The organism is Flavobacterium sp. PL11 (genome assembly GCF_035985025.1).
In the GTDB taxonomy this organism is placed as follows: domain Bacteria; phylum Bacteroidota; class Bacteroidia; order Flavobacteriales; family Flavobacteriaceae; genus Flavobacterium.
Genome location: NZ_JAXCIA010000032.1, coordinates 1 through 14,797, shown reverse-complemented (window position 1 = coordinate 14,797; position 14,797 = coordinate 1). Strand labels below are relative to the sequence as shown.

Sequence of the window (14,797 nt, the reverse complement as noted above, 5' to 3'; positions counted from 1 at the left end):
TAGCAGACAACTGCTATTTGTAATCTAAAATAGTATGAAAGCAGGTATTGTAGGGTTGCCAAATGTTGGAAAATCAACATTATTTAATTGTTTATCAAATGCAAAAGCACAGAGTGCAAATTTTCCTTTTTGTACTATAGAACCTAATATAGGAGTAGTAAATGTGCCAGATTCTAGAATTGAAAAATTAGAAGAATTAGTAAAACCAGAGCGCGTACAAATGGCAACAGTGGATATTGTTGATATTGCTGGACTGGTAAAAGGAGCTAGTAAAGGGGAAGGTTTAGGAAATCAATTTCTTGGAAATATTAGAGAATGTAATGCTATTATCCATGTTTTACGTTGTTTTGATAATGATAATATTGTTCACGTTGATGGAAATGTAAATCCAATTCGCGATAAGGAAACGATTGATATTGAGCTACAATTAAAAGATTTAGAAACAGTAGAAAAACGTTTAGAAAAAGTAAATCGTGCCGCTAAAACAGGAAATAAAGAAGCGCAAACCGAAAAAGCACTTTTAGACCGCATTAGAGAAACGTTATTACAAGCAAAATCAGCGAGAACCATTACCCCTCAAGGAAATGATGAAGAGGTTTTAATGGAGTCATTTCAACTAATTACAGCAAAACCAGTTTTATATGTTTGTAATGTAGATGAAAATTCAGCCGTAAGCGGAAATAAATATGTTGAGCAAGTTCGAGAATTAGTTAAGGACGAAGATGCAGAGGTTATTATTCTCTCTGTAGGTGCCGAAGCTGATATAACAGAATTAGAAAGCTACGAAGAACGTCAAGTTTTTCTTGAAGATATGGGTTTGAGTGAGCCAGGGGCATCCGTTTTAATTCGTGCTGCTTATAAATTATTAAAGCAACAAACATATTTTACAGCAGGTGTAAAAGAGGTTCGTGCTTGGACAATAAATATTGGAGCAACTGCACCACAAGCAGCGGGAGTGATTCATACTGATTTCGAGAAAGGATTTATTCGCGCTGAGGTCATTGCTTTTGAGGATTTTGTACACTATGGTTCAGAAGCTAAGTGCAAAGAAGCAGGAAAATTCAAAGTTGAAGGAAAAGAATATATAGTAAAAGATGGTGATGTTATGCATTTCCGTTTTAACGTGTAGGTATCGATTGGAATAAAACAATCTCACTACCTTAAAATTATATAAAGACCGTAGAAGATATTCTGCGGTTTTTTTATAGCCTACAATTTAAACATTAAACACTAAACAGCAATCATTAATCACCAATCACTGAACACTTTCCTTGTACCTAATTCCAGCTTTTCACCTTAAGATTTTCCTAAAACGCTTTTTTCCAAGACCATAAAGGAGCTTCTTCCAGTCGCTCTTTTTGGTCAAGAAAAAATATAGCGTTCAAGATAAATGCTTTCCACTTCAATCTGGGGTAAAAAAGTAAGTGCTATTATTTTATTTTTAGTACATTTAAACAAAATAAATTTTCATGAAAATAATCGCTTTTGGCGCAAGCCCTAGTAAAAATTCTATCAATAAAAAATTAGCCACTTATGCTGCCCACTTATTCGAACATGCTGATGTCGAAGTATTAGATTTAAACGATTTTGAAATGCCCATTTACACTGTTGATATCGAAAAACAAATAGGCGAACATACATTAGCGCAAAATTTTTTATCCAAAATTGCAGGCGCAGATCTTTTAGTAGTATCACTAGCTGAAAATAACGGAAATTATTCTGTTGCTTTCAAAAATGTATTCGACTGGTGTACCCGTATTAAAAAAGAAGTTTTTCAAGGCAAACCTATGCTTCTGACGGCGACTTCTACAGGTGCAAATGGCGCTACAATTGTATTAGGAATTGCTAAAAATGCTTTTCCATTTTATGGTGGTAATATTAAGGCCTCTTTCTCATTACCTAGCTTCGATGATAATTTTGACATTGAAAATATGGAAATTAACAATATGGAATTGCGTAAAGAACTACAAAGCTTAATTGCAAACAATTTCTAAGTAAGTATGAATTCAGTTCAATTACATTCCATTTTAGATAACGACTTTTATAAATTTACGATGCAGCATGCTGTGATCAAACTTTTCCCAAAGGCTAAAGTTAGATATGCATTTATTAATCGAGGGAAACATCAATTTCCTGCACACTTTGCTGATTTACTTCGTAAAGCTGTTGATGCCATGGTTGATCTAAAATTGTCAATAACCGAAAAGAAATTCCTTGCTGATAATTGTCCGTATTTAGATCCAACATACTTGGATTTTTTACAAGGTTATCAATACGATCCTACTGAAGTCACGATCGAGCAGTATGAAAGTGAATTAAAAGTTACTATAGAAGGGTATTGGTACCGAACAATTCTTTGGGAAGTACCCTTGATGGCTTTGATTTCCGAACTTTTTTATATGTCTCAAAATCTAATTCGTATAGATGATAAGGAGGTTATACGAATCACTAAATCAAAAATAGAAAGTTATAAAAGTTTAAGTCTGGTGATTTTAGAATTTGGTACCCGTCGCCGTCATTCATATAACGTCCAAAAATTGGTCAGTGAAACATTAAATAATTTTGGTGAGGCTAATTTTTTAGGAACTAGCAATGTACATTTAGCAATGCTACAGAACAAAAAACCATCAGGAACGCACGCTCATGAATGGTTTATGTATCATGCTTCAGAATATGGGTTTAAGGTGGCCAACGCGATGAGTCTTGAAAATTGGACAAATGTTTATCAGGGTGATCTGGGAATTGCTTTAACGGATACCTATACAACCGAAATCTTTTTCGAACAATTCAACAAAAAATTCTCTAAACTATTTGACGGTGTTCGACAAGATAGTGGAGATCCAATTGCGTTTGCTGTGAAAACAATTGAACATTATCAAAAAATGGGAATCGATCCGAAATCTAAAATCATTGTTTTCTCTGATGCGTTAAATTTAGATAAGGTAAAAGTGATAGCTGATTTTTGTCGAGGAAAAATAAAAATGTCTTTCGGAATTGGAACTAATTTCAGCAATGATGTAGGTTTGCCTGCGATGAATATGGTAATTAAACTGACGGAAACTAAAGCAGAAAATAATAGTTGGGAAGGTGTTGTAAAATTGTCAGATGAAAAAAATAAGCATACGGGGACTGCCAAAATGATTGCGCTTGCTAAACAGGTTTTAAGAATAGATATTTGATGATAATAAATCTTTTTAAGTGATAATTATTTTTGAAAATTAGGAAGCCAAGCTCTTTTAAAATTTATCTAATTAAACTATATTAGCACGCTCTATGTCTCTGTTATAAACAATAGCAAAAAGAGCCAAGTTAAAATCCACAAAATTTAAAATGTCCGATCAAAATCAATATACCGAAGATAATATTCGGTCACTCGACTGGAAAGAACATATTCGCATGCGTCCCGGAATGTACATTGGGAAATTAGGAGACGGTTCTTCTCCAGATGATGGTATTTATATTCTATTAAAAGAGGTGTTAGACAATTGTATCGATGAATTTGTCATGGGTGCTGGAAGAACTATCGAAGTCACCATCAAGGATAAAACAGTAGCTGTTAGAGATTACGGGCGGGGAATTCCTTTAGGAAAGGTGATTGATGTGGTTTCTAAAATGAATACGGGAGGAAAATACGATTCTTTAGCCTTTAAAAAATCTGTTGGTTTAAATGGAGTGGGAACCAAGGCAGTAAATGCTTTGTCGAATTATTTCCGTGTAGAATCAGTACGTGATGAGAAACAAAAGGCAGCAGAATTTTCGGCCGGAAACTTAGTTTTAGAGGAAGATGTCATTGAAACAACAAAAAGAAAAGGAACAAAAGTCACTTTTATTCCCGACGAATCCATCTTTAAAAACTATAAGTTTAGATTTGAGTATATCATCAAAATGCTTAAAAACTATTGTTACTTAAACAATGGCTTAACGATTATTTTTAACGGTGAGAAATATTTCTCTGAAAATGGACTTAGAGATTTATTAGAGGAAACCATTAGTGCTGAAGATTTAGAATATCCAATTATTCATTTAAAAGGAGAGGATATTGAAATTGCTTTAACCCACAGTAAAACCCAATATAGCGAGGAGTACCATTCCTTTGTAAATGGACAAAATACAACACAAGGAGGAACGCATTTAGCCGCTTATCGCGAAGCGATTGTAAAAACAATTCGAGAGTTTTATAACAAAAGTTTTGAAGCTTCAGATGTGAGAAAATCAATTGTTACCGCTATTAGTATCAAAGTAATGGAACCGGTTTTTGAATCTCAAACTAAAACAAAATTAGGTTCCACTGATATGGGTTCCGAAGTGGGAATGCCATCGGTACGTACTTTTGTAAATGATTTTGTAAAAACAAAATTAGATAATTACTTACACAAGAATCCTATCACTGCAGAGGCGTTACTGCGAAAAATTCTGCAAGCGGAAAGAGAACGTAAGGAATTATCTGGAATTAGAAAACTAGCTACAGATCGCGCAAAGAAAGCGAATCTTCATAATAAAAAGTTGAGAGATTGCCGTGCACATCTTCCAGACACTAAAAATCCTAGAAACTTAGAAAGTACCCTTTTTATAACCGAGGGAGATTCGGCTTCAGGATCGATTACCAAATCGAGAGATGTAAACACACAAGCAGTTTTTAGTTTGCGTGGAAAGCCCTTGAACTCTTACGGGATGAGTAAGAAAATTGTTTATGAAAATGAAGAGTTTAACTTATTGCAATCCGCATTAGATATTGAAGATGGATTAGAAAAATTACGTTATAACAATATCGTAATCGCCACTGATGCCGATGTTGATGGAATGCATATTCGCTTGTTGTTGATTACTTTTTTCTTGCAATTTTTCCCTGAATTGATAAAAGAAGGACATCTATATATTTTGCAAACACCACTTTTTAGAGTTCGAAATAAAAAAGAAACAATTTATTGCTATTCAGATGAAGAACGAAGAGAGGCAATAGAGAAACTAAAACCCAAGCCAGAAATTACTCGATTTAAAGGATTAGGAGAGATTTCGCCAGATGAGTTTAAAAATTTTATTGGAGAAACTATTCGTTTAGATCCTGTAATGATGGATAAAAACACTTCAATTGAGCAATTATTGTCTTTCTATATGGGTAAAAACACACCTGACAGACAAGAATTTATTATTAAGAATTTGAAGGTGGAGTTGGATGTTGTTGAATCTTAATAATTATTAAGAAATGTTTCAATGCCATAAAAACCAAATAATGCTGTAATTGATGTCAGAAAATCTTCATAGCAATTCATTATTCTCTCAAGTGGTCGATTTGCTGCAGCAATCGAACCAACAAGTTGTGCGAGCTATAAATCAAACTATGGTTTATACTTATTATGAGATTGGTCGAATGATTGTTGAAGAAGAACAAAATGGAAAAGATAGAGCAGAATACGGCAAGCAATTATTAAAAGGACTTTCAAAAGAGCTGAATAAAGAGTTTGGAAAAGGGTTTTCAGTTGAAACCTTAGAGAGAATCAGAAGGTTTTATTTGACGTATTCAAAATCGTCTACACTGTCTACGATTTCTGAAAGCGAGAAATTATCTGAAGTGATCGCATCATTTGCACCTGGAAAAAAAGCACTTTCTCACAACATAAGTTTTTTGCTCTCTTGGTCGCATTATAATTTTCTAATGCGCATGGATGATGCTAATGAAAGAAGTTTTTATGAAATCGAAACCGCAAAAAATAATTGGAGCGTACGGGAATTAAAGCGACAATATGATACTGCTTTATATACCAGATTGGCTTTAAGCCGAGATAAGGAAGGAATTTTGAAACTTTCTCAACAAGGACAAATTATAGAGAAGCCAAAAGATGTAATCAAAGATCCTTATATTCTTGAATTTCTTGGTTTACCCGAGCTAAATCAGTATTCAGAAAATGAACTTGAAGAAGAAATCATCAATAAATTAGAACACTTTCTGTTAGAATTAGGGAATGGTTTTACGTTTGTTGCCAGACAAAAAAGAATCACTTTTGAGGATAAACATTTTAGAATTGATTTGGTTTTTTATAACCGAATATTAAAATGTTTTGTTCTTATTGATTTAAAAATAGGAGAATTAAAACATCAGGATTTAGGTCAAATGCAAATGTATGTCAATTACTATGATAGAGAAATGCGTTTAGAAGAAGAGAACAAAACAATTGGCTTAGTTCTTTGTCAGAATAAAAGTGATTTAGTTGTAGAATACACATTACCTGAAAATAATGAACAAATTTTTGCTAGTAAATATAAAATGGTGTTGCCAAGTAAAGAGGAATTTATCCATTTGATTGAACAAATATAGAAGAATTTAAATGGAGTTAATATAGCGCCATAATTAGAGTTTTAAGCATTTTTATGAAAGACGAAGACGAAGATAACATTATACCAAACGAAGATGAATCTCAAAACGAAATTAATGATTCTAATGAATCAAACGATGCAGGTTTTGACGATATAATTACTTCAAATGGACAACATTTTTACAATAATCAAGAGGAGGGAAGCGATACTATTACCAAAGTTACCGGAATGTACAAGGACTGGTTCTTGGATTACGCCTCTTATGTAATTCTCGAGCGAGCTGTTCCAGCAATTGAAGATGGTTTTAAACCGGTGCAACGTAGAATCATGCACTCTCTTAAAGAGTTGGATGACGGTCGTTACAATAAAGTAGCAAACGTTGTGGGTCACACCATGCAATACCACCCGCACGGTGATCAGAGTATTGGTGACGCAATGGTGCAAATAGGTCAAAAAGAACTTTTAATTGACTGTCAGGGTAACTGGGGAAATATTTTAACAGGTGATGGCGCCGCAGCTTCCAGATATATTGAAGCACGATTATCTAAATTTGCACTTGAGGTTTTATATTCACCAAAGATTACGGATTGGGGTGTTTCGTATGATGGACGACGCGCTGAGCCAAACAATCTTCCTGTCAAGTTTCCTTTGCTTCTAGTGCAAGGAGCAGAGGGAATTGCTGTTGGACTTTCCATGAAAGTTTTGCCGCATAATTTCAACGAGTTAATTGACTGTTCGATAAAAATACTAAAAGGAAAACCGTTCACGCTGTATCCTGATTTTATGACTCAGGGAATTGCTGATATTTCTAATTACAACGATGGTTTGCGTGGCGGACGTGTTAGAGTTCGTGCGAAAATTGCGCAGTTTGACAAAAATACTTTAGTAATTACCCAAATTCCGTTTTCCACCAACACGACTACGTTGATTGATAGTATTTTAAAAGCTAACGATAAGGGAAAAATCAAAATCAAAAAAATTGAGGACAATACTGCTGCTGAGGTTGAGATTTTAATCCATCTTTTCCCGGGCGTTTCCCCTGATAAAACCATTGACGCTTTATTTGCTTTCACGGCTTGCGAAACTTCGGTAGCGCCTTTGGGCTGCGTAATTGAAGATAATAAACCGCTTTTCATAGGAGTATCAGATATGTTGAGGATTTCTACCAATCGAACAGTGCAACTGCTTAAAAGTGAACTCGAAATTCAATTACGGGAATTAGACGAGCAATGGCATTTTCTTTCACTGGAACGCATCTTTATTGAGAATAAAATTTATCGTGATATTGAGGAAATGACCACACGAGAAACAGTTATAAAAGCGGTGGACGATGGTTTAAAACCGCATATCGGTCATTTAAAAAGAGCAGTAAATGAGGACGATATTTTGCGATTATTGGATATCCGAATCATGCGTATTTCTAAGTTTGACAGCAACAAAGCGCAGGATAAAATAGAATCGCTGGAGGGTGATATTGAGCAGGTAAAACATCATTTAGAGCATTTAATTGAATTTGCTATTGCATATTTTGCTAAATTAAAAGAGAAATATGGCAAAGGTAGAGAGCGTAAAACAGAACTTCGCATTTTTGATGATATTGAAGCTACAAAAGTAGTATTGCGCAACACCAAATTATATGTAAACAGAGAAGAAGGTTTTGTAGGAACAAGTTTAAAGAAAGATGAATATGTAACTGATTGTTCTGATATCGACGATGTCATTGTATTTCTTCGCAGTGGAAAAATGATGATTACTAAAGTAGACGCTAAAACATTTGTAGGTAAGGACATTATTCATATTGCTATTTTTGATAAAGGTGATAAACGCACCATATATAATATGATTTATCGCGATGGAAAATCAGGTCCGTCTTATATAAAACGTTTTAATGTTTCAGGAGTAACTCGTGATAAAGCTTACGATTTAACTAATGAAACTGCTGGATCGCAGGTGCTATATTTTTCTTGTAATCCTAATGGTGAGGCCGAAGTTATTACAATTTTATTGCGCCAAATGGGAACCGTTAAAAAATTAAAATTTGATATTGATTTCGCTAGTTTAACTATCAAAGGACGAAGTACAAAAGGAAATTTGGTTACCAAATATCCTATTAAAAAAATTGAGCTAAAAGAAAAAGGAATTTCAACTTTATTACCTAGAAAAGTTTGGTTTGATGATACGGTTCGTCGTTTAAATGTAGACGGAAGAGGTGAATTACTCGGTGAATTTAGACCAAATGATAAAATTTTGATCATCACACAAAATGGAAAGTTAAAAGTTATCACTCCCGAGCTAGCCACTCATTTTGATCAAGATATGATTGTTTTAGAAAAATGGATTCCTAAAAAACCATTATCTGCAATATATTTTGATGGTGAAAAAGCAAGATATTATATTAAACGTTTTCTAGTTGAAACTGAAAATAAAGAGGAAACCTTTTTTACTGAACATCCTAATTCACAATTAGAAATCGTATCCACAGATTACCGTCCTGTTGCGGAACTAATATTTACAAAAGTAAAAGGAGTTCAAAAAGAAAATATGATTGTAGATATAGAATCTTATATTGCCATAAAAGGAGTCAAAGCGTTAGGAAATCAATTGACAACTGATAAGTTAAAACAAGTAAATCTTCTGGAACCATTATATTATGAAACACCAGTTGAGGTCGCTGTGGCAAAACCAGTGATGGAAGATAATGACAAATCAAATATTCAATTAGACGATGATGGCCAAATAACATTAAGTTTAGATTAGGAACGATTCGTCAGCTATTCAATTGAATTATAAGAAAAATACAAATAGTGCAAATTTTATCTAATTGCATAATGTTTTAATTTTTACGATCGCATTAAATCAATTTTAGTTTTTTACTTTTAAAAAGTAAGCAGCTAAATTTGCATGAAAATGTATAGGTGCTATATGATTAGATATTATATTATATAGCTTTAAAAATTGTAAAATTTTTCAATACATATTCATCATTTTGAAGTAAGAAAAAATATATAGCGTTAAATACAGAAGTAGTTAATAAAGCTTTATTAAAACTTGAAATACGATTATCAATCATTAAGTAAAAATTTCGTAATTTTGCACTCCAATAAAAGGAAAAGGATATGTTAGATAGACTTCAAATAGTAAAACAACGTTTTGATGAGATTTCAGACTTAATTATACAACCAGATGTAATCTCTGATCAAAAACGGTATGTTCTATTAAATCAGGAATATAAAAGTTTAAAAGCTCTTGCTGAAAAACGAGATGAATATGTTGTTTTAATGGCTAATATCGATGAAGCTAATGAAATAATTGCAGACAATAGTGATGCAGATATGACCGAAATGGCCAAAATGCAACTTGATGAAGCGAAAGATAGACTTCCTGATTTAGAAGATGAAATTAAGTTTATGCTGATTCCAAAAGATCTGGAGGATGCAAAAAATGTGATGGTAGAAATACGAGCTGGTACTGGTGGTGATGAAGCTAGTATTTTTGCAGGTGATTTGTTTCGTATGTACACTAAATACTGCGAGAATAGAGGCTGGAGAACTTCAGTTGTAGATATGAATGAAGGAACTTCAGGAGGTTTTAAAGAGGTTATTTTTGAAGTTAGCGGTGAGGATGTTTATGGAACTCTTAAGTTTGAAGCTGGTGTACACCGCGTTCAAAGGGTACCGCAAACCGAAACTCAAGGACGTGTGCATACTTCAGCTGCTACTGTAATGGTACTTCCAGAGGCTGAGGAGTTTGATGTACAAATAGATATGAATGACGTTCGCGTGGATTTCTTTTGTTCATCAGGCCCAGGAGGACAGTCAGTTAATACTACTAAGTCAGCAGTGCGGTTAACTCACATTCCAACAGGTTTAGTGGCGCAATGTCAAGATCAAAAGTCACAACATAAAAATAAAGATAAGGCAATGGGCGTTCTTCGATCTCGTTTATACGAACAAGAATTAGCTAAAAAACAAGAGGCAGATGCTAGTAAGAGAACATCTCAAGTTAGTTCTGGAGATCGTTCTGCTAAAATTAGAACCTATAATTATGCTCAAGGTCGTGTGACAGATCATAGAGTTGGCCTTACCTTATACGATCTTGGTAATATTATGAATGGCGACATTCAAAAAATTGTAGATGAATTGCAATTAGTAAATAATATGGAAAAATTAAAAGAAGCTAGCGAAGTATTTTAATTTTAAACATACCTTCTCACAAAAAGCCAGCTAATTTATGTTTAGCTGGCTTTTTTAGTATAAGTATTTTCGTTGTTTGAGAATGTAATCTTTTTAATAATGACTAATTTAAAGTCATTAATACGTTTAATAATTTGTTCTAATTTATTGAAATTTAAATTTAGAAATGTTTTCCTAATCTTCTAAAGTTTTTAAGGATAAACGTTTCTGTTTTGTGAGAGTTTGTAAATTAAGACGATACTATATTATTATTATTATTATTAAACAAGATAAAGTATCACCTCAATGTCAATTGAGAAGTCTGTCGACTTAAAAGGTAATTAAAGATATTATTTAAATTTGCACATTATGATCCAATGCTGTTAAAATAGAAGCAAATATTTTATAATACCAGCTCTACAAACATTGGAAAATGATCTGATCCAATGTCTTTTAAACGTTCTAATCTATTCAATCGAAATTCTTTAGTAACAAATATATGATCTAATGGCCAACGAATTAGAAAATTTTCTGCATCAAAACTATTGTAAAAGCCTCTCCCAACTCGTACATCAAATAGAATGTCTTCTGTTCCTGTTATTTTATTTACATGTGACCATACTACATCATTAAAATCTCCTGCAACCAATACAGGTAATTTTGCCCTTATAATTTTTTGCCCTAATTTATCAAGTACCTTTTCATTTTGTCCTTTATTATCAGGTAAGTTTTTGAAATGGGTTGGTGGTACAGGATGTATGGCATGAATGATAATTTTCTGATCATTTGGAAGTACTAACGTCATTTCAAATGAAGGCACATTTTTATTTTGCAAATAATTCACATGTAAGTTTTGTAATGGAAATTTGCTAAACAATATCATTCCATACGTGACTTCATTAATGGTTTGTTGTGAATAGGGATACGTACCTTCTAAAACTTTTAATTTTTTATTCCACCATTCATTTACTTCCATAGTCAAAACTAGATCTGGTTTCATTTTTTCAACTAGATCCAGCAATGGTTTAGTTTTTTTATTAGTCATTTTTACATTGCTTAATAATAAACTAAACTTGACATCACTTCCAGTCATGCTCATTGCAGTTGGAACTTTTTTAGATACAAATACCGTATAATTAATTAAATAGGATCCATTTATAATTAAACCGATACACAGCAAAACCGAAAGTAAATAATCATACCATAACCATTTCTTTATCACGATCGCTGCTATGATCAGTAAAATTATAGAAATGATAAAAAATTGAATACGCGGAAAATCAAGGTATTTCAAATAACGGCTGTCAGTATCTCTAAAAATGGACAAAATAGAACCAATCGCCAGTAATACAACTATAACATAAAATAGGGTATAAAATGCATTATATATTTTTTTCATCTTTTTTTTGCTTTTATCCTTTATTGATACCTTCTATACTTTCTTGTTTTTTTAAATTTGCTTGCAATTCAGCAGGAAGGCCATTTACATATTGTAAAGAATAGCCTATTTCATTATCATCGTCATTTGCTATGACACTAATTTTTGAGTTGGTTTCTAATACAACTGCATACACTTTCTTAATTGATTTTAAGCCCTTTTGACGAATTGCAGCATATATTTCGGCTTTTAAAATTCTTTCATTTTTTAAATTTTCCTCAATAAAATCACCTTTAAATAATAGTAAGCTTGGAGTTGCTTTTACTATTTTTCTAAACCATTTCGATTTTTTCACAATTTTAGTAGTAATAAATTGTAGTAGTAGAAGTACTAAAATACTAATACATCCTTCAATTATTGAGATGTCCTTATTTATTATCGAAGTGGCAAAAAGAGAACCCATTGACACCGTTACAATCCAGTCAAAACTGTTGAGTTCAGACGTAGATCTCTTGCCCAATAATCTTATATAACAAACTAGGATAATATAAACAATAACTGCGGATATCATTATACCCAAAATATCATCTATGTTTAATGAAAATACTTTATCCATAATATTTATAGTTGGTTACCATATTTGTGATATCTCTTATAAATAAGTCTAAAAAAAGTAAAACGTATAGTAAGAAATTTAAACCTTGAAAATCTCTTGGCAAATAAATCAGCAGTGCAATAATATATATTTCTACTTTTTACTATTTATATGTTTTAAAAAAATTATTTCACACTCAATTACAATGATGCTATTGTTTATTATAAGATCTATATTAAATTAAATTTTATAGTATTTTGTATCGAGTTATTTTAAATGTATTAACAAGAATAATGAAATTTATGATACTTAATATTTAACAAAAAAATTAATCTTCCAATTCTATATTTTTTAAATCGCAATTAGCGGGTCCATTTATGACAGTACCTTCTACGGTAAATCGTGATCCATGTGCTGGACAATCAAAAGTTTTTTCATCTGCATTCCATTGTAAGATAGCTCCTAGATGTGGACAAATAGCCGTGCAGGTGTGAACGTTATTTTGTTCATCTCGATAAGCAGCAATTTTTTTTATTCCAGTTAATATTATTGCACCTTGCCCTGCTTTTAATTCAGAAACATCCTTCACATTTTCTGTAGTGACCCAATCTATATATTGAGAAGCCATATTTGCTACTTCTTGCAAGTATTCAGGAGTTGCTTTTACTGTCACACGTGCTGGCGAGTATAATTCTGCCATTGAATTATCTTTTCCATTAATTAAATCTGTTAATAATATTCCAGCTATTGTTCCATAAGTAATACCGTTACCTGAATGGCCTGTAATAATATAAATATTTTCATCTCCACTATTTTTTCCTATATATCCAAGTGAGTCAACTGGTTCCATTACTTGACCTGACCATTGATGTACAATATCGCCCATTGTAGGAAACCTTTTTTTAGTCCACTCAATAAGTTTAGCGTATCGATCTTCTTCAGCAATATTTTCTTTATCGGCTTGACCCACTTTGTGATCTTCACCTCCCGAAATTAATAAATCATAATCGGCGTTGTATTCCTCAATTCTTACATAATGATAAGGTGCACTTACCCATTTTGAATCTTGATCTCCCGTATCCCACCATAAAGCGTATGGAAGTGTTCTTTTTGGAATTTTTGCCGCAATAACATACGTTCGATATGCCCATTGCTTCGTATGCATGCTTACAAAATCGTTAATTGGAGTATTGGTAGCCACCACAATATGATTAGCTTTAATATAATATCCATTAGATTTCGCTCCATTTTTAGTAATGTCGGTTGCCTTAGTTTGAGTATAAATAGTACCCCCCATTTCAATAATAGCGGTTGTAAGACCTTCTAAGTATTTTAAAATATGGATTTGAGCTTGGTCTGGAAATTTAATACAGCGTTTACCTTCTTCACCATAAAGAGATGGAACTTGCTCAAGCATTTGAGTCATGAGTCCTGCGTCTATAGTTGCTTTATATTCTTTATTAAGTGTGTTTTTGGTATCACTTTTACTCAAAAATAAATAGCCAGGAACTCGCTTAAAACTACAATCCATATTTTCGATTTTCACCGTGTTTTCTATAAATTGAATAGCACCTTGATGACTGTATCCTGCAAGTTTAGCATTTTTTTTTCCAAATAATTTTTCGAGTTCGTAATATCGCGCATCAAGTGCACAGGTTAAATGAGCAGTAGTTCTACCACTTTCACCACTACCAATATAACCATCTTCGACTAACACGACCTTTTGACCTGATTTCAATAAACAATATGCCGTGGTAAGTCCCGCAATACCGCCACCTACTACAAGATTGTCTGTATCGATATCTTGATTTAATTTTTCAAACATGAGTGGATTAGTAGTTTTGGTCCACAATGAATAATTAAAACCTGAAGAAATATTACTGTCGAAGGGTTGGGTAGCTGAAGCGTTCATAATAAGTTCTTTAGCATTTTAAATAAAAATTTTAAATAACAATTTTTACAAAGTTCATTATATTAATTAAAAGTCTTATTATATAATTAAGAAAGATTCTTTCAATTTTTCTGTAAAAATTAGTGTTAAAAAACTATTTAAAATTTCTGATTTATTAGGAATTAAATTAATACTTTGCTTTTTTATAATTGTATTTTTAAAATTTTAGTATTACAAAAAGAGCTAATACACTATATCCCCATTTTGTAGTAATACATTATATATGAGATTTGTTTATAAAGTTGTTCCATCATTAAAATGTTATGAATATTTGTAAGGCGCTACTTTTTAATGGGCGGATTCAAGTCATAAATGCAACTTTTTGCTGATTTATCAATTTATGTAAATATACTTGGTTTGGTGTTTTAAAACCAAATCTTTTTCTCGGT

Annotated in this window: 10 protein-coding genes; 7 read left to right on the top strand and 3 right to left on the bottom strand. The window is 32.5% G+C overall.

Annotation, left to right across the window (positions count from 1 at the left end; translation table 11 throughout):
* Nucleotides 1–34: 34 nt before the first annotated feature.
* The 7 genes from ychF to prfA all read left to right on the top strand — a co-directional run bounded on the left by ychF (nucleotide 35) and on the right by prfA (nucleotide 10,505).
* Nucleotides 35–1,129 (top strand): redox-regulated ATPase YchF, encoded by a 1,095-nt coding sequence (gene ychF, locus RCH18_RS13905; protein ID WP_326937371.1) that lies wholly within the window; start codon nucleotides 35–37, stop codon nucleotides 1,127–1,129.
* Nucleotides 1,130–1,469: 340 nt separating this feature from the next.
* Nucleotides 1,470–1,994 carry an NADPH-dependent FMN reductase gene (locus tag RCH18_RS13900; protein WP_326937370.1) on the top strand — a complete coding sequence of 175 codons (525 nt, stop codon included), beginning with the start codon at nucleotides 1,470–1,472 and terminating at the stop codon, nucleotides 1,992–1,994.
* A 6-nt stretch (nucleotides 1,995–2,000) separates the two neighbouring features.
* Entirely contained in the window at nucleotides 2,001–3,179 is a 1,179-nt protein-coding gene (pncB, locus tag RCH18_RS13895) for a nicotinate phosphoribosyltransferase (protein WP_326937369.1), read from the top strand.
* Nucleotides 3,180–3,330: 151 nt separating this feature from the next.
* Nucleotides 3,331–5,190 (top strand): DNA topoisomerase IV subunit B, encoded by a 1,860-nt coding sequence (locus tag RCH18_RS13890; protein ID WP_326937368.1) that lies wholly within the window; start codon nucleotides 3,331–3,333, stop codon nucleotides 5,188–5,190.
* Between the two features lie 52 nt (nucleotides 5,191–5,242).
* On the top strand, nucleotides 5,243–6,313 hold the full coding sequence (locus RCH18_RS13885; RefSeq protein ID WP_326937367.1) for a PDDEXK nuclease domain-containing protein: 1,071 nt from the start codon (nucleotides 5,243–5,245) through the stop codon (nucleotides 6,311–6,313).
* A 53-nt stretch (nucleotides 6,314–6,366) separates the two neighbouring features.
* Entirely contained in the window at nucleotides 6,367–9,069 is a 2,703-nt protein-coding gene (locus tag RCH18_RS13880) for a DNA gyrase/topoisomerase IV subunit A (protein WP_326937366.1), read from the top strand.
* 359 nt (nucleotides 9,070–9,428) lie between these two features.
* The gene (gene prfA, locus RCH18_RS13875; protein ID WP_326937365.1) at nucleotides 9,429–10,505 is read left to right on the top strand and encodes a peptide chain release factor 1; all 1,077 of its coding nucleotides are present in this window, start codon (nucleotides 9,429–9,431) and stop codon (nucleotides 10,503–10,505) included.
* Nucleotides 10,506–10,887: 382 nt separating this feature from the next.
* Here the strand turns inward: prfA and RCH18_RS13870 are convergent, their stop codons facing one another.
* The 3 genes from RCH18_RS13870 to RCH18_RS13860 all read right to left on the bottom strand — a co-directional run bounded on the left by RCH18_RS13870 (nucleotide 10,888) and on the right by RCH18_RS13860 (nucleotide 14,369).
* Nucleotides 10,888–11,883 carry an endonuclease/exonuclease/phosphatase family protein gene (locus RCH18_RS13870; protein WP_326937364.1) on the bottom strand — a complete coding sequence of 332 codons (996 nt, stop codon included), beginning with the start codon at nucleotides 11,881–11,883 and terminating at the stop codon, nucleotides 10,888–10,890.
* Nucleotides 11,884–11,896: 13 nt separating this feature from the next.
* Nucleotides 11,897–12,478: a DUF421 domain-containing protein gene (locus RCH18_RS13865; RefSeq protein ID WP_326937363.1), complete on the bottom strand. Its 582-nt coding sequence runs from the start codon at nucleotides 12,476–12,478 to the stop codon at nucleotides 11,897–11,899.
* 307 nt (nucleotides 12,479–12,785) lie between these two features.
* Nucleotides 12,786–14,369, bottom strand: coding sequence for an FAD-dependent oxidoreductase (locus tag RCH18_RS13860; RefSeq protein WP_326937362.1), 1,584 nt, complete (start codon nucleotides 14,367–14,369; stop codon nucleotides 12,786–12,788).
* Nucleotides 14,370–14,797: the final 428 nt, after the last annotated feature.

Coding starts and splice junctions, on each gene's coding strand:
- ychF (WP_326937371.1), top strand. CDS start 35: ATGAAAGCAGGTATTGTAGGGTTGCCAAATGTTGGAAAATCAACATTA.
- RCH18_RS13900 (WP_326937370.1), top strand. CDS start 1,470: ATGAAAATAATCGCTTTTGGCGCAAGCCCTAGTAAAAATTCTATCAAT.
- pncB (WP_326937369.1), top strand. CDS start 2,001: ATGAATTCAGTTCAATTACATTCCATTTTAGATAACGACTTTTATAAA.
- RCH18_RS13890 (WP_326937368.1), top strand. CDS start 3,331: ATGTCCGATCAAAATCAATATACCGAAGATAATATTCGGTCACTCGAC.
- RCH18_RS13885 (WP_326937367.1), top strand. CDS start 5,243: ATGTCAGAAAATCTTCATAGCAATTCATTATTCTCTCAAGTGGTCGAT.
- RCH18_RS13880 (WP_326937366.1), top strand. CDS start 6,367: ATGAAAGACGAAGACGAAGATAACATTATACCAAACGAAGATGAATCT.
- prfA (WP_326937365.1), top strand. CDS start 9,429: ATGTTAGATAGACTTCAAATAGTAAAACAACGTTTTGATGAGATTTCA.
- RCH18_RS13870 (WP_326937364.1), bottom strand. CDS start 11,883: ATGAAAAAAATATATAATGCATTTTATACCCTATTTTATGTTATAGTT.
- RCH18_RS13865 (WP_326937363.1), bottom strand. CDS start 12,478: ATGGATAAAGTATTTTCATTAAACATAGATGATATTTTGGGTATAATG.
- RCH18_RS13860 (WP_326937362.1), bottom strand. CDS start 14,369: ATGAACGCTTCAGCTACCCAACCCTTCGACAGTAATATTTCTTCAGGT.